Below are 19,571 nucleotides of genomic sequence, written 5' to 3' on the forward strand. Positions count from 1 at the left end.
GGGAGAAGGGGAAGGGTGCTCAGGCCGAGAGCGCGGTGACGAACGCGCGGGCGCGGTCGGTGATGTCGGTCCAGTTGCCTGCCGCGACGCTGGACGGTGGGACGACGCTGGTGCCCGCGCACACGGCGAGTGCGCCGGCGTCGAGGAACTCGCGGGCGTTGGCATCGTTGATCCCGCCCGACGGCAGGAGTTCCACGCCGGGATACGGGCCGTGCAGGTCGGACAGGTAGCCGGGGCCGAGCCGCTTGGCGGGGAAGATCTTGACCGCGGCGGATCCGAGGTCGACGGCCATCGCCACCTCGGTGGGGGTGAACGCGCCGAGGAAGACGGGAATCGACCGTCCCGTGGCGACTTTCGCGACGTCCGGCCGGATACCGGGGGTGACGAGGAACCGGGCTCCGGCGTCGATCGCGGCCGCGGCCTGATCGCCCGTCATCACGGTCCCGACGCCGAGGATGCTGCCCGCCGCGGCGGCGGCATCGGCGGCGCGGCCGAGGTGATGGAGCACGTCGGGGGTGGTGAACGTCAACTCGACCGTCCTGATTCCGCCCTCGGCGAGTGCGTGGCACAGGTCGGTGGCGTCGGGGATGGTCTCCGCGCGCACCACCGTCAGGACCCGGTCGGCCCGCAGGATGTCGATCTCGGTCATCGGACTGCTCCTCCTTCTGTGCGGCGCAACGCTCTTCCGGCGGTCGCGCCGGTGAGGCGGCCGTCCTCGAGGGCGAGGCGGCCGCGGACGAATACGTGAGAGAAACCGGTCGCAGCCCGACGCGGCCGGGCGTAGGTCGCGGTGTCGCCGACCGTGTCCGGATCGAACAGCACCAGATCGGCGGCGTAGCCGCGGCGGACGTACCCGCGGTCGACGAGACGCAACCGGGTCGCGGCGCGGCCGCTGAGGTGACCGACGCACTCCTCGAGGGACATCAGGCCGAGGTCGCGGCAGTAGTGCCCGAGGTAGCGTGCGAACGTTCCCCAGCCGCGGGGGTGCGGTTTCGCGCCGACCAGCAGTCCGTCGCTGCCGCCGGTGTGCCGGGGGTGCTGCATGATCGCGCGCACGTTATCCTCGTGCCCGACGTGCTGCAGGATGCCGCTGCCGAGTTGGTCGCGAACCAGGATGTCGATGCACACGTCGAAGGGGTCGCGGTTCTCCTCGGCGGCGATGTCCGCGACCGTCTTCCCGACGTAGGCGTCGAGTTCCGGGTTCTGCACGCCGCTGATCTCGAGGGTGTGCCACTCGGCGATCACGCCGTGGCAGCCGTCGGATCCGGTGACCTCGAGATGCTCCCGGATGCGTTCGAGTGCAACCGGATCGCGGAGCCGGTCGAGGGTCTGCTCCATGCTGCCCGCCGACGCCCAGCTCGGCAGGATCGCCGACAGCGTGGTGGCGCCGGGGAGATACGGGTAGGTGTCGAGACTGATGTCCGCACCGGCGGATACTGCCGTGTCGAGCAGGGTCAGCAGTTCCGGGGCCCGGCCCTTGTTGGGTCCGAAGTTCAGCGTGGCGTGCGCGAGATGCAGTGCGCACCCGGCCCGCGACGTCAGGTCCACCATCTCGGCGTAGGCCTCCATGGCGCCGGCGCCGTACGACCGGTGGTGCGGGGAGAAGTAGCCGCCGTGCTCGGCGACGGTCCGGCACAGTGCCAGCAACTCCTCGTTGTCCGCGTACATCCCCGGCGTGTACGTCAGCCCCGCGGACAACCCGACGGCGCCCTCCACCATGGACTGTGCCACGATCCGCTGCATCTCCTCGATCTCCGACGGCGTCGCCGGGCGATCGTCCCAGCCCACCACCAGCGCCCGGACCACACCGTGCGGGACGAGATACGCGACGTTGGTGGCGATCCCGCGATCGAGCCTGTCGAGGTACTCGCCCACGCTCCGCCAGGAGAAGTCGAAACCCTCGGGATCGGTGTTCCATCCCGCGATCTTGCGCCGGACCACGGCCAGCACGTCGTCGGTAACGGGTGCGTAGGACAGTCCGTCCTGGCCGAGTACCTCGGTGGTGACCCCCTGGGTGATCCGCGACGGGTGTTCGGGGTTCAACAGGATCTGCAGGTCCGAGTGGGCGTGCATGTCGATGAATCCGGGCGCGAGCACCAGGCCGTCGGCGTCGATCACCCGGTCCGCGGCGGGGAGCGCGGTCGCGGAGTGGTCTGCCTCGGGCCGGATGTCGGCGATCCGGTCTCCGTCGACGAGCACGTCGGCGCGGTACCTCGGCGCTTCCGACCCGTCGACGACGGTGGCGGAACGGATCAGAGTGGTCATGGTGTGAGTCCTCGGCGGGGGATCAGAAGAAGGTGCGGATCAGGTCGACGACGACGGGGTCGTCGGAGTCGTCACCGACGACGGGTATCCACCGCCACTTGTCGAACGCGGTGCACGGGTGGGAGAGACCGAGCCGGACGACGTCGCCGACGCGCAGATCGTGTTCGGGCCGTGCGGGATCGAGCCGGAGGAACGCGTGCTGATCGTTGACGGCGGTCACTTCGGCGCCGACGAGGGGCTTCGGCGCCGCCCCGAGAGCGCCGGCGACGACCTGCGCGGTGGGCAGTCCCTCGTCGAACGGGACGTCGCGCTTGCCTGCGTCGAGCAGGGCGAGGCCCGGCTCGGGGCGGGACACCACCCGGGCCCACGTGTGCATCGCCGACGTGAGACGACGCTCCTCCTCGTCTCCGCCGCGGCCGAACGGGGTGATCCCGGTGTAGAAGCCGTCGTCGTGGATGATGTACGCGCCGGCGCGGACCACCACTTTGGTTCTGCCGCCCGCAAGTTCGGCGAGCACCTCGGCGACCACGTCGAAATAGGCACTGCCGCCAGCGGTCACGTAGACGTCCCCGTCCTCCGGGTAGCGACCCTCGGCCTCGAGCCGGCGGTGCAGTTCGGCCATCGACCGGAGGTACGCCCGGACCCGGGCGAGGGACTCCTCGGACGCGTCGTGCGCGAGCGCCCCCTCGTAACCGGAGACGCCGGCCAACCGCAGTGCGGGGCTCTCCCCGATACGTTTGGCGACCGCCACGGCTTCGGCCACCGACCGTGCACCGGTGCGGCCGCCCGCTCCGCCGAGTTCGACGAGCACGGGCAGCGGCCGGACCACCGTGACGTCCGCGAGTGCCGCGGTCATCGCGTCGACCGTCTGCGGGGAGTCGGCCCACATCAGGACTTCGAGTTCCGGGTCGGCTTCCATCTGCTCGGCCAGCCACCGCAGGGCGGTCGGGTCGACGAGCGAGTTCGCGATCTGCACCCGGCGCGCGCCGAATCGCACCGCCACCCGGAGCTGACCGAAGTTCGCGAGCGTGATCCCCCACGCGCCGCCGCGGATCTGCCGGTCCCACAGCACCGGGGACATCGTTGTCTTCCCGTGCGGAGCGAGGTCGACTCCGTGCGCCCGGCACCACGCCGCCATGGTGTCGAGGTTGCCGGCGATGGCCGTCTCGTCGAGCACCATCACCGGGGTGCTGAACGCGGACAGCCTGGGCCGGGTGGCGAGGAACTCGGCCTTGGTGTGGCCGTTCGCCGCGGAGGGGAGGGCTTTGTCCACGTCGGACAGGCGCAGCTCGTCGAGCTCCGCCAAGGCGCCGGAATCGAGTGCGTCCGTTCCGCTGATCGTCATCGTCGATCCTGTCGTTCGGGGTTCTGTGGGGCTGGCCGGCTTCAGAAGAAGGGCCGTGAAGTGCTACGTTGCGCTGTATGCAACGGTGATTGCGTTTTTGTGTCTCCTATGTCTAGCATTGGGCTGGGTCATCGTCAACGGTCCGATGCGGCATGCATCGCCGCGGCGAGGGCTCTCGAAACCCAACCCCCGTGCCGGTCCGAGCAGTCGCAGAGGTAACAAGTGCAGGAATCGACCCCCACCCCCGAGTCCGGTGTCGCGTGCCTCGGTGAGGCGATGGTGCTGGTGGCCCCGGACTCGACACTCCACCTCGCCGGCGCGGAGGCGAACGTCGCCGCGGGTCTCGCCGCGCTCGGTGTCCCGGCCGCCTGGGTCGGACGGCTCGGCGACGACGAGTTCGGCACCCTCATCCGCACCGAACTGCAGGCGCGCGGTGTCGACGGCCGTGCGATCGAGGTCGACCCCGAGCGGCCCACCGGTCACTACTCGAAGACCACCGCCCTCGACGAGCACGGCGAGCCGCGCACCGACAGCCTGTACTCCCGAGCAGGTTCGGCGGCGTCGGCCATGGATCCCGGATTTCTCGACAGGCCTGCGGTCGCGGAACTGTTCGGCCGCGCCGCCGTGGTCCACTGCAGCGGAATCACACCGGCCCTGTCCGATTCGTGCCTCGCCCTGATGCGGAGACTGCTCCGCGACCGGCCGGGGATCTCCGGTGTCGTCAGCTTCGACGTCAACTGGCGTGAGCAACTGTGGCCGGACGGCGACCCGCGGATGGTCGTGGAACTGGCGAATCTGGCCGATCTCGTGCTCGTCGGCGCCGACGAGGCCCTGCGTGTACTGGGCACCGCGGATCCGCACGAATTGCGGCTGATCCTGCCCGCGCCCGCCACCGTCGTCGTCAAGGACGGGGCGCACCGGGCGCTGGCCGTCGACAGGAGCGGTCGCAGCGTCGCCGTTCCCGCGCTCCGCGTCGACGTCGTCGAACCCGTCGGCGCGGGCGACGCCTTTGCCGCCGGATACCTGAGCGGCGTGGTGCGCGGCGAGGATCAGGCGCGCTGCCTGCGCCGCGGGCACATCGGCGCCGCCGCCACCCTGACCGTTGCCGCCGACTCGGCGCCCCCGCCGCCCGCCGCACTGCTCGACGCGCTGCTGCACTGTTCCGAATCGGACTGGGCGGCAACGAGCGTCACCGCCGACGGCTTCGCCCTCCGAGGAAGTGGAGTGAACGGATGAGTCAGAGTGTCTCCCGCGCCTTGCACCTGCTGGTGCAACTCGGCAACGGCCCCGCCAACCTCGACCAGCTGGCCGAATCGACCGGAGTCCACAAGACCACGGTGCTCCGGCTGCTGCGAACGCTGTCCGACGAGCGGTTCACGTTCCGCGACAACAGCAACCAGTACCACCTCGGTTCCCGCATCTTCGAACTCGCCGCACAGGCCACCGATCAGCGGGAGGTGCGGCGCATCGCGTCACCGCACCTCGTCGCGTTCAACCGCGAATACGGGCGCACCACGCACCTCGCGGCGATGGAAGGCGGCGACGTCGTGTACATCGACAAACTCGAATCGCACGATCAGATCCGGATGTACTCGCGAATCGGACTGCGCGCCAATCTCAATTCGACCGCCGTCGCGAAGGTGATCCTCGCCGACCTGCCGGATTCGGAACTGCGGGCCGTCGTCGACTCGATGGACTTCTCGTCCCGCACCGCCAACACGATCACGACGCCCGAACGCTACCTCGACGAGATCCGACTGGTCCGGGAACAGGGCTGGGCGCACGACCAGGAGGAGAACGAGCCGTCCGTCAACTGCATCGGAGTGCCCATTCGCGGCGCGTCCGGCCGCGTCGTCGCCGCTGTCTCGGTCTCGGTGCCCGACGTCGTCCTCAGCTACGAACGCGTCCTCGACCTGCTCGAACCCCTCCAGGCCGTGGGGGCGCGGATCTCCCGCGACTGCGGATACCGCGCCCAGCCCTGACCGTCCCCCGTCCACCCGAAAAGTAACGACACACAGGAGAATCGATATGTCCGACACCACCGTCATCCGCACCGAAGGCGCCCCCGCCCCCGCTCACACGTTCAGCCAGGGCATCAAGAAGGGCAACCTGCTGCAGGTGTCGGGGCAGGGCCCGATGGACCCTGTCACGAACAAGTACATCGCCGAAGGCGACGTGCGCGAGCAGACCCGCCGCACCCTCGAGAACGTCAAGGCGATCCTCGAAGCCGGCGGTGCGAGCGTGGAAGACGTGCTGATGTTCCGGGTATACCTCACCACCCGGGACGACTTCGCGGCGATGAACGACGTGTACGGCGAGTTCATCGCGGAGAACGTCCCGAGCGGTCAGCTGCCGTGCCGCACCACGGTTTTCGTCGACCTCCCGCACGAGGTCATGCTCGTCGAGATCGACGCGCTGGCAGTGACCGGCTAGGTCGCTACGCGGTGACGAGGTGGCGGCAGCTCATCCGCGGCGACACAGGCAGTTCCGTGAAGACGGGCTCGGACGCGTCCGCGGTCGCCACCTCCAGGTAGAGGTGGCTGCCGTCCGCCACGACGCCCTGCGGGTGCAGGCCGATCAGCTCGGCCACCACGTACGTGGCGCTGAGGCTGGTGACGTCGCGGATGATCCCGAGCCGCAGCAGCGACCTCGTCTCCGCGATGGCCTCCTGCTCACCGGCCCGCAGGACCAGCCGCAGTCCGGGGGAGAGGGCCTGCGCTGCCACGGACACAGCGATGTTGTCGAGGTCGTCGGAGCCGACCGCGGCCAGTGCCAGCGCGCGGCGCACGCCCAGCCGTTCGAGGAGTTCGCGGTCGCCACCGTGGCCGACGACCGTCGGGATGTTCATCGACCGCACGAGTCGCAGGTTCTTGGCGTGGGGGTCGCGCTCGACGCCCACCACCGCGACCCCGAGCGCCTGCAGTTCCCGGCACAGCCGGAGTCCGACCTGGCCGAGACCGACGACGATTACGTGCCCCGACCGGGGCAGGACCCGGCTGCCGACCAGGCCGACCAGCCGGGGGCCGAGCAGGCGTTCGATGATTCCGGCGGTGAACATGGCGGTGAACACCACGGTGAAGAGCATCGCCACCGACGCGAACACGGCGTAGGCGGGGCTGCCGTGGGTGTCGGCTCCCGGCCCCACCGTGGTCACCACGCGGACCGCTTCGTTGAACGCGTCGAGCGGCGGCACGTGCTGCCCGAGGATCAGCCACAGCCAGTCGGCGAACAGGACGGCGAGGAGTCCGGCGAGCCCACCGAGCAGGATGCGCGTGCCGATGTCGTGCGACCGCAGCAGACCCGTCGCACCGGTCGCCACCGTGTGCCACCAGTTCCGCCGGGGCAGATCGACGTGCGCGCCCTCGAGGTGGCCGTCGATCATCCGGACCGTCAGCATGTGCTCACCCGCGTGCCGGGCCGCGACGAGTTCGGGGTCCAGACACGGGCCGGCGAGCGTGGGCGCGGCGAGGTCTGCCGGTGACGTCACCGTGCACTGCGGGAGCAGGTGGGACAGCTGGTCCGCGACCGTGCGGTCGAAGATCGTCACCACCAACGGGATCGACGCCGAGATGTGCGCGGCGGCCAGCGCGTACCGCAGCGCGACGACGTCGTCGCGCACCAGGACCGCCATCCCGCGCGGCTCGTCCGCCATCGCCAGGCGCAGCTCGTCGTCGTCGGGGGCGACGAGATGGCGGACGTCGAAGTCCCTTTCGCGAAGGGATGCACAGACCCGACGGGCCACGGTGGTTTCGCCGATGACGAGATATGAGTCGTTCACGTGTGGTCCTTCCGGCTCGGGATCACGAGAGCGTACCCGAGAAAAACGGCGGATCCCACCCGGGAATGCGTACCGGTGAGTAGCCGGGAACGTCCTGGAACACGTTACCGGCCAATGTTTTCCGAAGCGATCGCCCTACTCGCCGGTAGGCGCGCCCCGGATCGCCAGGAGGAGTCCGATCACACCGATCCAGACCAGGCCGCTGAGTGCGGCGGTCAACGGGAACCAGGTGTGCAGCAGCGCGACCACTCCGAGGATCGCGCCGACCACCGTCCAGCGCGGCAGCACGTCGGTCCGCCACACGACGAGAGACGTCGCGAAGATCATCACCGCAGTGCCCACCTGGCAGTAGTGGTAGAACCACGACGCGATCGTCAGGAGGAGCGGTGCGATCTGATCGTCGAAGGGCAGTTCGTCGAAACGCATCAGGGTCGCGGGATACGCCACCTCCGCGGTGAACCCGGCCGCGGTCAGCGTGGCGAACACGATTCCGCCTGCCAGCGCCGTGCCCGCGAGGCCGGTCCGGTCGCCGTCCGCGCGCCGCAGCAATCCGGCGAGCGTGCCGAGGAAGAACAGGAAGAACAGCACGTGCAGGATCGGGATCACGCCGTTGGCGGTCACGAAGCCCGAGTACGACGAGTAGTACCGCTCCGCCTCGGCCGTGTCGATCGGCCGATCCGGGGTTCCCACGACATACGCCGGGATCATCACGAGAGCCGAGAGAATCCCCAGCGCCCCACCGATTCGCACCGTCGTCGTGTCCATGGCTTCCACCCTCGCGAGTTCCGGTTCCTCATCCGAGGCTAACGAGCCGTGCAGGTTCCGCGCGGAAGAACGGGAACACCTCCTCGCCGTCCGTGGTTGGGTGAGGCATGAGTCTCGATGCGAAAGACGACCGGCGCCCACTTCTCGACCTCGTCGCCACACACAACCGGGCCGTCCTCGCGACGGTCAAGCGCGACGGACGCCCCCAGTTGTCGAACGTGATCTACGCATGGGATCCCGACACGCAGACGGCGCGGGTGTCGGTGACGGCGGATCGGGCCAAGACCCGGAACGCCGCGCGCGACCCCCGGGTGTCGCTGCACGTCAGCGCGACCGACTTCTGGAGTTACGCGGTGGTGGAGGGCGAGGCGGAACTGAGCGCGGTGGTGGCGGACCCGCACGACGCGGCGGCGGACGAACTCGTCGAGGTGTTCCGGCAGGCGGCGGGGAAAGAGCACGACGACTGGGAAGATTTCCGCCGCGCGATGGTGTCCGAGCGCAGGCAGGTGCTCCGGGTCCGGGCGACGAACGTGTACGGCATGGCCCAGCTGCCCTGAGTGCGCGGAACGTAGCTGTGGCAGCCGATCGGAGCCGGTGGGACGATTGAGTCATGCGCAAGAGGCGGTGGCCGGCGGCACCACCGCCTGCCACGGAGGGAATCGTGGTGCACGGGCCGGTCGAGCTCGTGACGAGCCGCGATGTGACCCTGCGCCTGTCGGAGGTCGTCGCCCATCCGAAGGGCATGCTGCTGCGCATCGAGTTGACGGCGCGAGGCAGATCCGCTGATCTGGCGCGTCACGAGACGCGTCCGCTCGACGATCCCGACGATCCTTCGGCGCGGTGGTCGTATCTTGCGGTGAACGTCCGGGTCGACGACCTGGAGGGCGTCGCCGACGCCCGTCACCCGCATTCGACAGCGACTGCCGCGGCCGCCGACGCGTCCGAATATCACTCCGCGCCGCACTACTGGATCAGCGACTACCCGGAATCGGGGACGATCACGCTGACCGCGGGGTGGAAGGAGATCGGGCTGCTGCCGAGAACACGGACGATCACGCTCGGCCCCAATCCGAGTATGCGGCCCACTCGGTAGCGGTACGCCCGGTAGAAATACGAAGGTGCCCTTCGGCGCCGTGGGAGCGTCGAAGGGCACCTTCGTCCTGCGAGGGGAACGCAGATCAGGGCAGGGGAACCCAGGTGCCGAAGAACCAGAATCCGTGCGGGCTCGGCGCCGGCGCCTGCTGCTGCGGAGCGTGCTGCTGCTGCTGCTGCGGCTGCTGCTGCGGCTGCGGTGCCTGCTGTTGCTGGGCGGGGACGGGGTTGTGGCTCACGGGGTCGGCGCTGGCAACGCCGGCTCCGATGCCGAGTGCTGCGAGGGCGATACCACCGGTTGCGACGGCCTTGGTCACGACAGACTTCATGCGGTTCCTCCTGGAACGAATCGGATGCGGCGTCAGGACTTCCTGACACAGATCAGATTGCTCCCCGTCCCTGCCACAACTCTCCGCTCAGCCTGGCAATCTCCTGCATGTCAGCGAGGCTGCTCCGCCAGCTTGGCGGAGATCACCCCGTTGAGTCGCTGCAGACCGCTCGGCGTGATCCCGTGGATCTGGCCCTCGATGCTGCGCACGACATGGGTGTCGCTGAGGACCTTCTCGCTGGACTGGATCAGAACCGTTCCGGCGCCGGTGAAGTCGAACTGCCGTTCCTCGCCGGAGTTGATGCCCATCATGTGGGCGCCGGCCGCGAGGAAGTTGCTGATCCATCCCTGGTCGTAATGGTGGCTCGGGGACGGGCAGTCGGCCCACCCGACGAGGGCCTCGGGGTCGATCCGCAGCGGCGGTTCGGCGAACATCACCGGACCGTTGGACGACGCCAGGAACTTCCCGGTCCCGATGAGTGTCAGGAATCCCGGCACGATGGATTGGTTCAGCGACAGACCCGGTTCGAACGCAAGGAGATTCGATGCCCGGATCGTGAGGTTGCCGTCGTCGAGGTCGTACGAGTTGATGTCGTACCCGCGGTCGCCGATGATCAGTTTCCCGAATCCCTCGGCCACCGCGTAGTCGCCCATGTACAGCGGCGCCGAGAACTGGTTGGCGACCATGTGCAGTGCGGCGCCGTGCAATCCGTGGGTCAGCGCCTGGAACTGCATCTGGCCGTAGTACGCGATCATCGCGCCCTTGCGGATGAACCAGGGCGCGGTGAGGTCGATGCAGAACGCGTAGCTGTTGTCGGGAATGTTGTCGCTGGCGCCGAGCGTCGACGGATTGTGGATGGCGGTCACAGTTTCTCCTCCGAAGCCTGAACGTAGACGATTCCCTGACCGGTGCACTGCAGTTGCATCGCTTCCCCGACGCCGCGGCCCATGGCCTCGCGCCAGCCGACGGCGGATTTCAGTTCCACCTGAACGCTCCCGTACGTGCCGACGAACGCGTCGGGGTCGACGAACACCGGATTCGGTCCGCCGACCGGGAGTTCGATGAAGCCGCCGTGCGCGAGCAGGACCGCCGACCCGTACCCGGACAGCTGCGTCGTGAACATGCCGGTGCCGGACAGGGCTCCTGCCGCCGCACCGCGCAGCGCGCCGAGCATGCCGCGCCCGCCGCCGCCCTGACTCACCACCGAGACCACCGAACTCTGCAGTCCCGCATTGTGAGCGAGCAGCCGGGACGCCTCGACGCACAGGGCGCCGCCCTGCGGCATGTCGACGACGTGTACCTCGAGCCCGGCGTGGCCGTAGTGCACCTCGCCCTGCCCCTGCGCCAGCATCGTGCGTTCGTGCTCGCCCTGCATCATGCGTCCGGCCATCCGGGTGAATCCACCCATTCCGGCCATCGACTGGGAGCCCGGCACCTGGTGCGGCGAGAACTGGACCTGACCGGTGTAGAACAGCATTGCGCCGGTGCGGGCCACCACCCCGCCTGCGGCGCCGACGTCGACCTTGACGACCTTCGAGTTCACCTTCGAGAAGACCATGGGGCTCACCGCTCTGCCGGTTGGATGGAGACGACGCCGTGACCGTCCCACTTGAGGGAGAAGGCCTCACCGTTGCCCTGGCCGACGGCGTTGCGCCACGACACGTCGGTGACGAACGACTGCGTCACCTGCCCGCGCGCCGAGACGAACGCGTCGGGGTCGACCACGAGCGGGTACTGCGGCGACACCTCGAGGTGGATGAGCGGTCCGCCCGCCGACAGCAGGGCCACCTGCCCCTGACCGGAGACGGTCGTGGTGAACAGGCCCTGACCGCCGACCCCGCCGCGCAGTCCGGTGAACGTGACGTTGGTGTTCAGGTTGCCGCTCAGCGCGAGCAGCTGCTGCGATTCCACCTGCAGGGTCTCGTTGGCCAGGTCGACGACCGAGACGTACTGTCCGCCCACCGCGAGGTACACGACACCGTGGCCGGAGCATTCCATCAGCGACAGCGCCTCGCCCGTGGCACGCCGCTTCATTCCGGCGAGGACACCGTCGCCGCCGCCGAAGCCCGCCGACTTGAAACTGACATTGCCCTCGTAGGCGATCATCGAACCCTGAATCGCCCGGATGGTGGTTCCGGCGAGTTGCGCCTCCACCACCTTCTTCGACTTGTCGAGCAGCCGCCCCATGGTGCCCTTTCCAGTGTCGAGCGGCAGTGCCCGTGACCGAGTCACGTGCACTGCCGCTGGATGTGAGTACAGGCAGAACCTAGCCGACGGACACCGACTTCTGCTCGTCCACGTCGTCTGCCGCTTCGCCGGCCACCGCGGCGGCCTTGCGGTTGCGGACGATGCTGGAGATGAACGCGGCGCCGATGAGGGCGACACCGACGAGGCCGGTGACGTTCTCGTTGACGTGGTAGCCGATGGACACGAGCAGGATCACGGCCAGTGCGCCGATGGCCCAGTGGGCGCCGTGCTCGAGGTACACGTAGTCCGAGAGGGTGCCCTTGCGGACCAGGAACACGGTGATGGAACGGACGAACATCGCGCCGACGAAGCCGAGGCCGAGGGCGATGATGATCGGGTCGGACGTGATCGCGAAGGCGCCGATGACACCGTCGAAGGAGAACGACGCGTCGAGGACCTCGAGGTACAGGAACAGGAAGAACCCGGCCTTGCCGGTGGCCTTGGCCAGCTGGCTCGGCCCGCCGGTGGATCCTTCGACGGCGACGCCGTCCTCGTCTTCCTCGGGGGTGTTGAACAGTTCACCGAGACCGTTGACGGCGATGTAGGTGACCATGCCGAGGACGCCGGCGATCATCACCGTGGACACCGTGTCCTCGGGGGCGATGTAGGCGGCGGTGATCAGCAGCAGGACGCCGGCGAGGATGACGGCCAGCTGGTCGAGCTTGCCTGCGCGGGCGAGGGGCTTCTCCAGCCAGGACAGCCAGGTGATCTCGCGCTCTTCGAGGATGAAGCCGAGGAACAGCATCAGCAGGAACATGCCGCCGAACGCCGCGATCTGCGGGTGTGCGTCGGTGAGCAGGGTTTCGTAGCTGGCGCTGCCGTCGGGGAAGTATGCGGCGCCGTCGGCGGGCGGGTTGAGGGCCAGGTCGAGTGCGGCGACGGGGCCGAGGCCGGAGGCCAGCCAGACGATGACGAGGGGGAAGACCAGGCGCATGCCGAACACCGCGATGACGATGCCGACGGTGAGGAAGATCTTCTGCCAGAAGTCGCTCATGCGGCGCAGGACGGTGGCGTTGATGACGGCGTTGTCGAAGGACAGCGAGATCTCGAGGATCGAGAGGATCAGCACGAGGAGGACGGCCTGGGGGCCTCCGTAGATCGCCGCGATGATGAGGGATATCACCGTCACGGCGAAGGAGAGACCGAATATTCGCAGAACCACGAAGCGTGGCCTTTCTCTAGTGGGCATGCAGGGTGGTTACTGCAGGGGACGAACACCGGGGGAGGGTGTCACGGCAATGCCGTCACACCCTCCCCCGGCTGGGGAACGAAGCGACCGTCAGACGTTGACGCCGTAGTCGCGGGCGATACCGGCCAGCCCCGACGCGTAGCCCTGGCCGATGGCACGGAACTTCCACTCCGCGCCGTGGCGGTACAGCTCGCCGAAAACCATAGCGGTTTCGGTCGACGCGTCCTCGGACAGGTCGTAGCGGGCGAGCTCGTTGCCGTTGGCCTGGTCGACGACGCGGATGTACGCGTTGCGGACCTGACCGAACGACTGCGAACGGGTCTCGGCGTCGTAGATCGAGACGGGGAACAGGATGCTCTCGATGTTCGCGGGGACCGCCGCCAGGTTGACGTTGATCACCTCGTCGTCGCCCTCGCCCTCACCGGTGGTGTTGTCGCCGACGTGCTCAATCGAGCCGTCGGGGGAGCGCAGGTTGTTGAAGAACACGAAGTGCTGGTCCGACACGACCTTCTTGTCGGCACCCTCACCGATGGCGCTGGCGTCGAGGTCGAAGTCGGTGCCGGTGGTCGAGCGGGCATCCCATCCGAGTCCGACAGCCACCGCGGTCAGGTTCGGCGCCTCCTTCGTGAGAGAAACATTGCCGCCCTTGGTCAAGCTGACGCCCATTCAGGGGTCCTTTCGAGAGGAGGTGGGTGGACCCTCGACGGCTGTCGAAGTTCCGAGTTCGTCGTGCGACACCACGATAATGAATTTGTCCGACTTGTCCCATCCGTCGATCTGTCCACAGGTTTGTGCACAGGCAATTCCGGTCCACTCGGAGTTGTCGCCCCGACCAGTACGATTCAGGGCGTGACGAGCGGATGGGCGGGACGCTTCCGAGGAAGAGCCCGGGGCGACGACTCGGCTCGTCTTGCCCACGACACGATGGTCGCAGCGTTTCTCGATATGGACAACCGGCAGAGCATCGCCGCCGCGGCCGTGGACGCCTCCGTCGAGCTGGCCCCGGAACGCGGAATCCGCCGGGCGTGGGAACCGGTCCGCGACGGGTGCTACCAGGCCGCGACGGCGTACCTGGCGGCGGAAGACCAGTTCGAGAATGTGCAGACGCCCGCGGCCACCGCCGCGTACGAGCAGGTGACGCGGCAGCTGGTGGCGGCGACGCAGACCCTCGACGAGTTCTATCGCACACATCGCGGCCACCTCGAGGAGTCGACCGCGATGCTGGCGGCCGTTCCGCAGCTCGCGCAACAGGCGCTGCAGGTCGCTGCCGCGGCGCAGCGCCGGGTGCAGACCGAGGGCGCCGCCTACGCCGGCTACCCGTCGGTGCGCGACCGGGGCGCCGCACTCGACGCCGCGGTCGTCGCGCTGCAGGGCGCCCGCGGTGCCAACCCGGTCCGCGCCGCGGCGGCGCGGGTGCGGGAGGAGTCGGCGGCGCTCGAGAAGGCGCTGGCCGCGGCTCCGTCCAAGGAGCGGGATGCCGCGCACGCGGTGTCGTCGGTGACGACGAGGATCGCCGCGGTGCAGACCCGGGCCGAACGGCTCGCGCCCGCCTACTCCGCGCTGCTCCGCGAATTCAACGCGGCCAGTTCGGCGGATCTCGTCCACAACGACCGCAAGAGCCGAACGCACATCGAGCAGGCGCAGACCGATCTGCAGCAGGCACAGAAGGCCCTGACCGCGGGAAACCCCGAGGGGGCGCTGGATCTGACGGCCGCGGCGCGGACCCATCTCGTCGACGCCGAGGCGAACGTCGACGGCGTCACCGATCGTCTGCTGTTGCTGCGGGACGTGCGGGAGAACCCGCGGTCCAAGGAGAACGAGATCAGATTTCGCCTCCGCGACGCCCAGATGTTGGCTGTCAATCGTGGGCTCGTGCGGGAATGGGGGTCGGTCCTGGACGCTCAGCTCGAGCGAATTGACCGAATTGCAGGGACACTGACCGGGCGGCATCCCGACTACTGGGCGTACGTCACCCAGCTCGATGCCGTGTCGGTGTTCATTGCCGAGGTGGTTCAGAAGATGAGAGGACACACAGCGCAGCGATGACACGGGGGGACGATGAGCATTAGCGAAGAGGTCGGGACGACGGCGGTGCCGTCCGGTGTGACGACGGCGGTGCGGCATGTGCGGCACTTTCACCACCTCGAGCACGAGACGCACGACCGGCTGTTTCTGCACGCTCCGCAGGCGCTCGGGCCGGACGAGGATCGAACGGTGCTGGCGGTTGCGCTGGGCGCGACGCTGTACGTGCCGGCGAACAGGTCCGACCTGGCGGAGACGATTCTGCGCCGGTCGGCCGACGGGGTCTGCTCGATGGTCCTGGACCTCGAGGACGCCGTGGCGGACGACCAGGTGGAATCGGCGTTGCTCAACGCCGTCGACGCGCTGGATCTGCTGGCGACCCGTGGTGGCGCGCGGATGCAGCTGTTCGTGCGGGTGCGATCCGCCGAGGACCTTCGGCGGATCGCCGGCCTGCTGACGACCGGCGTCGAGGTGTTGTCCGGGTTCGTGTTTCCCAAGTTCGGAAGTGCGACGGGCGGCGCGTTCCTGGACGAGCTGGCCGCGGCGTCGGAGCGGCTCGGCAGGCAGTTGTATGCGATGCCGGTGCTCGAATCGCCCGCTCTGGTGCACCGCGAGTCCCGCGACGACGAACTCGCGAAGATCGGCGCACTGCTCGTCGAACACCGCGAGCGGATTCTCGCCGTGCGCATCGGCGCCACCGACATGTGTGCCACGTTCGGCATCCGCCGCGACCGCGACCTGACGATCTACGACGTGCGGGTGGTCGCGGACGCGATCGCGGCCATCGTGAACTTCCTGGGCCGCGCGGACGAGACCGGGCACGTCATCACCGGGCCGGTGTGGGAGTACTTCGCCGATCACGAGCGGATGTTCCGGCCGACCCTGCGCGCCACGCCGTTCGAGGAACACGACGAGGTGCGGTTCCGTCAGCAGCTGGTCAGCCGCGACCTGGACGGTCTGCTCCGGGAGATCGCCCTCGACCGCGCCAACGGCATCCAGGGCAAGACGGTCATCCACCCGACGCACGTCGCGGCCGTGCACGCCCTGTCCGCGGTGACGCACGAGGAGTACCACGATGCGCTCGACATTCTCGGCGCCGAGGGCGTCGGCGGCGTCCAGGCGTCGGGATACCGCAACAAGATGAACGAAATGCGCCCGCACCGCAGCTGGGCCGAGAAGACACTCGTCCGGGCGAAGGTGTTCGGCGTGACCAACGAAGGAATCACGTTCGTGGATCTGCTGACCGCACTGGCCGTCCGATGAGTTCACCCACCGCCGTCCGCGCGGTGCCCTGGGCCACGGAGCATCTGGGGTTGACGCTCGCCCATGTGGATTCGAGCTCGGGGCTGACGATCCCCGAACTCGTCGAGCCGGGTCTGCGGCGCAACCCGCGACGCGCCCACCTGCTCGTCTCGACGGTCCTCGGCAAGCACGTGCCCACCGACCCCGGCGCGGTGATCGGCGCAGGCGACCGCCTCGGTGACCTGGTCGCCGATGTCCTCGGACCGGATGCGGACCCCGTCGTGCTCGGGTTCGCGGAGACCGCAACAGGTCTGGGCCATTGCGTCGCCGCGCGGCTGCGCGCCCGGTGCTACCTGCACTCCACGCGCCGGGACGTCCCCGAGATCGGGACGTCCGCCGGTTTCGAGGAGGGGCACTCGCACGCCACCAGTCATCAGCTGCAGCCGACGTCCGTCGAGTTGTTCGCCGGTGATCGGCCCCTCGTCCTCGTGGACGACGAGATCTCCACCGGCGCCACCGCGGTCGACGCAATCCGCGCGCTGCACCGGCAGAACCCGCGCAGCCGGTACGTCGTGGCGTCGCTCGTCGACATGCGCGACCAGGGCCACCGGGACGCCGCCGACGCCGCGGCCACCGAACTCGGTGTGCAGATCGACAGCGTGAGTCTGGCATTGGGGCGCACCGAGCTTCCCGACGCGCTGACCGACGCCGTCGGCGCGCTTCCGGATCCCGTGCTCAACCCCGTCGGCGCGCGGACCGGGACCGTGGAGCGGGCCGACCTGGCCTGGCCCGCCGCAGTTCCCGAGGGCGGGCGTCACGGCTTCCTGCGGGAAGACACCGAGGAATTCGATGCGGCCGTCGCGTCGGCGGCCGCGGCGCTCCGTGATCGGCTCGACCCGCAGCGTCCGGTGATCGTCGTCGGGCACGAAGAGTTGATGTACCTTCCGTTGCGGATCGCGGACACGCTCGCCGCATCCGGTTTCCGGGTCCGATTCCAGACGACGTCCCGGTCGCCCGCCTACGTGCTCGACCAGCCGGGGTACCCGCTGCGCCGCGGATTCCGCTTCACCGCCCCCGAGGCCGGGGAAGAGCAGCCGCGGTTCGTCTACAACGCGCAGTGGCCGGACGAGGACGCCGTCGTGGTCGCGGTAATCGACGCCGCCGCCGACACCGACCGGCTCACCGCACGCGGAGGGCTCCTCGACGTCCTCACTGCGGCCGGAACGGATGTGCTGCTGGCCGTCGTGTCCGGCGCCGACCCGCGGTCGCTGCGGGCGGCACGCGCGGGAGCGGCGTCGTGACGGCGCCGCTGACCGGCCCGGCGTTCGGTTCGTACGCCGCCGACGAGGTGGGCTGGCTGCTCACAGACCTGTCGCACGTCGACCTCGAGGCCGACGTCGCGGAGCGGGAGCGCCGCATCCAGTCGGGTGCAGCCCACTACGCCGAGACGCTGCCCATCGAGTACCAGCCCGACGCGGAGTACCGCGAACTGTTCGAGAAGGTGCTGCAGGACAGCTCCATTCGACTCGCGCGCGCGGTGGGCACGGTCACCGACCTCGTGCTGGCCGAGCGGGGCAGCGACGTCACGCTCGTGTCGCTGGCGCGCGCCGGAACTCCGGTGGGCGTGCTCATGCGCCGCTGGGCGCGGGACGTCCACGGCCTGGCGCTGCCGCACTACGCGGTCTCGATCGTCCGGGACCGCGGGATCGACGCCGTCGCGCTCGACTACCTCGCGCGTCACCACGACCCGAAGAACGTGGTCTTCGTCGACGGCTGGACGGGCAAGGGCGCCATCGCCCGCGAGTTGTCGCAGGCACTCGCGGAGTACCGCGAGGCCGGGGGCGCCGAGTTCGACGACGACCTCGCCGTCCTCGCGGATCCAGGGCACTGCGTCCGCACGTTCGGCACCCGCGACGACTTCCTGATCGCGTCGGCGTGCCTGAACTCCACCGTGTCGGGTCTGGTGTCGCGGACCGTCCTCAACGACACGCTGATCGGCCCCGGCGACTTCCACGGCGCCAAGTTCTACGCGCACCTCGCGGGCGAGGACGTGTCCAATCACCTCCTCGACTCCGTCAGCACGTCCTTCGCGGACGTGCGTGAGCACGTCCCCGGCGACGTCGAGGAACTGCTGCGGTCGGACCGGACACCCACCTGGGACGGCTGGACGTCCGTCGAGGCTGTCCGGGCGCAGTACGGAATCTCGACGGTGAACTTCGTGAAGCCCGGCGTCGGCGAAACCACCCGGGTGCTGCTGCGCCGGGTGCCGTGGCGAGTGCTCGTCCGCGACCTCTACGCCCCCGAGCACGCGCACATCCGGCTACTCGCCGCCGCGCGCTCTGTTCCCGTCGAAGAGGTTCCCGGCCTGGCGTATTCGTGCATGGGCCTGATCAAGGATGTGACATGACCGCGTTGATCGCGACGGACCTCGACCGGACCATGATCTACTCCCGCGCGGCGATGGAACTCGCCGTCTCCGAGAGCGACGTGGCGTCCGCGGCCGGCGACGACGATCTTCTGTGCGTCGAGGTGTACGACGGCAAACCCCTGTCCTACGTCACGTCGGCCGCCGAGGCCATGCTGCGCACGCTCACCGCGTCCGCCGTGGTCGTGCCCACCACCACTCGCACCGTCGCGCAGTTCGAGCGCATCGACCTGCCGGGGGCGCCGTGGCGGTACGCGATCACGACCAACGGCGGGAACATCCTCGTCGACGGTGTCCCCGATGCGGGCTGGCGGTCGGGCGTCGACGTCGCGATCGCCGACGGCGGTGCGTCGCTGGTGGAGGTCGGGGCCGAGTTGAGCCGCCGGATCGACGACAGCTGGGTCCGGTCGTCCCGGGTGGCCGACGAGTTGTTCTCCTACCTGGTCGTGGACCTCGACGCGATGCCCGAGGGCTTCGTCGAGGAGTGGAACGACTGGTGCGTGGATCGGGGCTGGGGTGCGTCCCGCCAGGGCCGCAAGATCTACACGATGCCCGACGCGGTGTGCAAGAGCCGTGCCGTGGCGGAGGTCCGTTCCCGGCTCGTCGAGGACGGCGTGCTCGCGGCGGAAGCGCCCGTGCTCGCGGCGGGGGACGGGGCGCTCGACGCCAACATGCTCAGTGCCGCCGATGCCGCCATCCGCCCCCGGCACGGCGAACTCGAAACGCTCGACTGGCAGCATCCGACCCTGTCCGTGACCGGAAGCAGCGGGATCGCCGCCGGTGAGGAGATCCTGCGCTGGTTCGCGGACCGTGTCGAGCGGGGTGCGGGGACGACGGCCGCGGGCGCTCTTTTGTAGGTTGTAGGCAAACAG

At 69.1% G+C, this 19,571-nt stretch carries 21 protein-coding genes; 10 read left to right on the forward strand and 11 right to left on the reverse strand.

Features of this window, described 5'->3' with window-relative positions; genetic code table 11:
• Positions 1-19: 19 nt before the first annotated feature.
• From JWS13_RS32935 to JWS13_RS32945, 3 genes are read right to left on the reverse strand one after another with little or no spacing between them, the layout of a single operon-like run.
• Entirely contained in the window at positions 20-649 is a 630-nt protein-coding gene (locus JWS13_RS32935; RefSeq protein ID WP_124393948.1) for a bifunctional 4-hydroxy-2-oxoglutarate aldolase/2-dehydro-3-deoxy-phosphogluconate aldolase, read from the reverse strand.
• Positions 646-2,265, reverse strand: coding sequence for an N-acyl-D-amino-acid deacylase family protein (locus tag JWS13_RS32940; protein ID WP_206009584.1), 1,620 nt, complete (start codon positions 2,263-2,265; stop codon positions 646-648). The genes JWS13_RS32935 and JWS13_RS32940 overlap by 4 nt, the downstream gene beginning before the upstream one ends.
• Positions 2,266-2,287: 22 nt before the next feature.
• On the reverse strand, positions 2,288-3,610 hold the full coding sequence (locus JWS13_RS32945; RefSeq protein ID WP_206009585.1) for an amino acid deaminase: 1,323 nt from the start codon (positions 3,608-3,610) through the stop codon (positions 2,288-2,290).
• A 222-nt stretch (positions 3,611-3,832) separates the two neighbouring features.
• Between JWS13_RS32945 and JWS13_RS32950 the strand changes: the two genes are divergently transcribed.
• The 3 genes from JWS13_RS32950 to JWS13_RS32960 are packed head-to-tail and all read left to right on the forward strand — an operon-like array spanning position 3,833 to position 6,043.
• On the forward strand, positions 3,833-4,846 hold the full coding sequence (locus tag JWS13_RS32950) for a sugar kinase (RefSeq protein ID WP_206009586.1): 1,014 nt from the start codon (positions 3,833-3,835) through the stop codon (positions 4,844-4,846).
• Positions 4,843-5,592: an IclR family transcriptional regulator gene (locus JWS13_RS32955; protein ID WP_206009587.1), complete on the forward strand. Its 750-nt coding sequence runs from the start codon at positions 4,843-4,845 to the stop codon at positions 5,590-5,592. The genes JWS13_RS32950 and JWS13_RS32955 overlap by 4 nt, the downstream gene beginning before the upstream one ends.
• A 46-nt stretch (positions 5,593-5,638) precedes the next feature.
• Entirely contained in the window at positions 5,639-6,043 is a 405-nt protein-coding gene (locus JWS13_RS32960; protein ID WP_206009588.1) for a RidA family protein, read from the forward strand.
• A gap of 4 nt (positions 6,044-6,047) precedes the next feature.
• Here the strand turns inward: JWS13_RS32960 and JWS13_RS32965 are convergent, their stop codons facing one another.
• On the reverse strand, positions 6,048-7,388 hold the full coding sequence (locus JWS13_RS32965; RefSeq protein WP_206009589.1) for a potassium channel family protein: 1,341 nt from the start codon (positions 7,386-7,388) through the stop codon (positions 6,048-6,050).
• 135 nt (positions 7,389-7,523) lie between these two features.
• Entirely contained in the window at positions 7,524-8,153 is a 630-nt protein-coding gene (locus JWS13_RS32970) for a hypothetical protein (RefSeq protein ID WP_206009590.1), read from the reverse strand.
• A 107-nt stretch (positions 8,154-8,260) separates the two neighbouring features.
• On the opposite strand from JWS13_RS32970, the gene JWS13_RS32975 reads away from it, so the two are divergent.
• Positions 8,261-8,710 (forward strand): PPOX class F420-dependent oxidoreductase, encoded by a 450-nt coding sequence (locus JWS13_RS32975; RefSeq protein ID WP_206009591.1) that lies wholly within the window; start codon positions 8,261-8,263, stop codon positions 8,708-8,710.
• A gap of 53 nt (positions 8,711-8,763) precedes the next feature.
• Complete coding sequence (locus JWS13_RS32980) at positions 8,764-9,246, forward strand: hypothetical protein (RefSeq protein ID WP_124393956.1); 483 nt, start codon at positions 8,764-8,766, stop codon at positions 9,244-9,246.
• An 85-nt stretch (positions 9,247-9,331) separates the two neighbouring features.
• Here JWS13_RS32980 and JWS13_RS32985 read toward each other — a convergent pair whose 3' ends face one another.
• The 6 genes from JWS13_RS32985 to JWS13_RS33010 all read right to left on the reverse strand — a co-directional run bounded on the left by JWS13_RS32985 (position 9,332) and on the right by JWS13_RS33010 (position 13,676).
• Positions 9,332-9,574 carry a hypothetical protein gene (locus JWS13_RS32985; protein ID WP_206009592.1) on the reverse strand — a complete coding sequence of 81 codons (243 nt, stop codon included), beginning with the start codon at positions 9,572-9,574 and terminating at the stop codon, positions 9,332-9,334.
• A 110-nt stretch (positions 9,575-9,684) separates the two neighbouring features.
• The gene (locus JWS13_RS32990) at positions 9,685-10,440 is read right to left on the reverse strand and encodes an AIM24 family protein (protein WP_087555178.1); all 756 of its coding nucleotides are present in this window, start codon (positions 10,438-10,440) and stop codon (positions 9,685-9,687) included.
• Positions 10,437-11,132, reverse strand: a complete 696-nt coding sequence (locus tag JWS13_RS32995; RefSeq protein WP_206009594.1) for an AIM24 family protein — start codon at positions 11,130-11,132, stop codon at positions 10,437-10,439. Before JWS13_RS32995 ends, JWS13_RS32990 begins: the two co-directional genes overlap by 4 nt.
• Before the next feature lie 5 nt (positions 11,133-11,137).
• Positions 11,138-11,761 carry an AIM24 family protein gene (locus JWS13_RS33000; protein ID WP_009475139.1) on the reverse strand — a complete coding sequence of 208 codons (624 nt, stop codon included), beginning with the start codon at positions 11,759-11,761 and terminating at the stop codon, positions 11,138-11,140.
• 79 nt (positions 11,762-11,840) lie between these two features.
• On the reverse strand, positions 11,841-12,983 hold the full coding sequence (locus tag JWS13_RS33005) for a DUF475 domain-containing protein (protein ID WP_206009596.1): 1,143 nt from the start codon (positions 12,981-12,983) through the stop codon (positions 11,841-11,843).
• Between the two features lie 117 nt (positions 12,984-13,100).
• Positions 13,101-13,676 carry a TerD family protein gene (locus JWS13_RS33010; RefSeq protein WP_206009597.1) on the reverse strand — a complete coding sequence of 192 codons (576 nt, stop codon included), beginning with the start codon at positions 13,674-13,676 and terminating at the stop codon, positions 13,101-13,103.
• A 258-nt stretch (positions 13,677-13,934) separates the two neighbouring features.
• Here JWS13_RS33010 and JWS13_RS33015 point away from each other — a divergent pair, with 258 nt between their 5' ends.
• From JWS13_RS33015 to JWS13_RS33035, 5 genes are read left to right on the forward strand one after another with little or no spacing between them, the layout of a single operon-like run.
• Entirely contained in the window at positions 13,935-15,056 is a 1,122-nt protein-coding gene (locus JWS13_RS33015) for a hypothetical protein (RefSeq protein ID WP_206011844.1), read from the forward strand.
• 12 nt (positions 15,057-15,068) lie between these two features.
• Positions 15,069-16,295, forward strand: coding sequence for an HpcH/HpaI aldolase/citrate lyase family protein (locus JWS13_RS33020; RefSeq protein ID WP_206009598.1), 1,227 nt, complete (start codon positions 15,069-15,071; stop codon positions 16,293-16,295).
• A complete protein-coding gene (locus JWS13_RS33025) occupies positions 16,292-17,575 on the forward strand; it encodes a phosphoribosyltransferase family protein (protein WP_206009599.1) in 1,284 nt (427 codons plus the stop codon). Before JWS13_RS33020 ends, JWS13_RS33025 begins: the two co-directional genes overlap by 4 nt.
• Entirely contained in the window at positions 17,572-18,681 is a 1,110-nt protein-coding gene (locus JWS13_RS33030) for a cysteine protease StiP family protein (RefSeq protein WP_206009600.1), read from the forward strand. The genes JWS13_RS33025 and JWS13_RS33030 overlap by 4 nt, the downstream gene beginning before the upstream one ends.
• Positions 18,678-19,556 carry an HAD family hydrolase gene (locus JWS13_RS33035; protein WP_206009601.1) on the forward strand — a complete coding sequence of 293 codons (879 nt, stop codon included), beginning with the start codon at positions 18,678-18,680 and terminating at the stop codon, positions 19,554-19,556. Before JWS13_RS33030 ends, JWS13_RS33035 begins: the two co-directional genes overlap by 4 nt.
• The last annotated feature ends 15 nt before the right edge of the window (positions 19,557-19,571 follow it).

The organism is Rhodococcus pseudokoreensis (assembly GCF_017068395.1).
Taxonomy (GTDB): Bacteria; Actinomycetota; Actinomycetes; order Mycobacteriales; family Mycobacteriaceae; genus Rhodococcus_F; species Rhodococcus_F pseudokoreensis.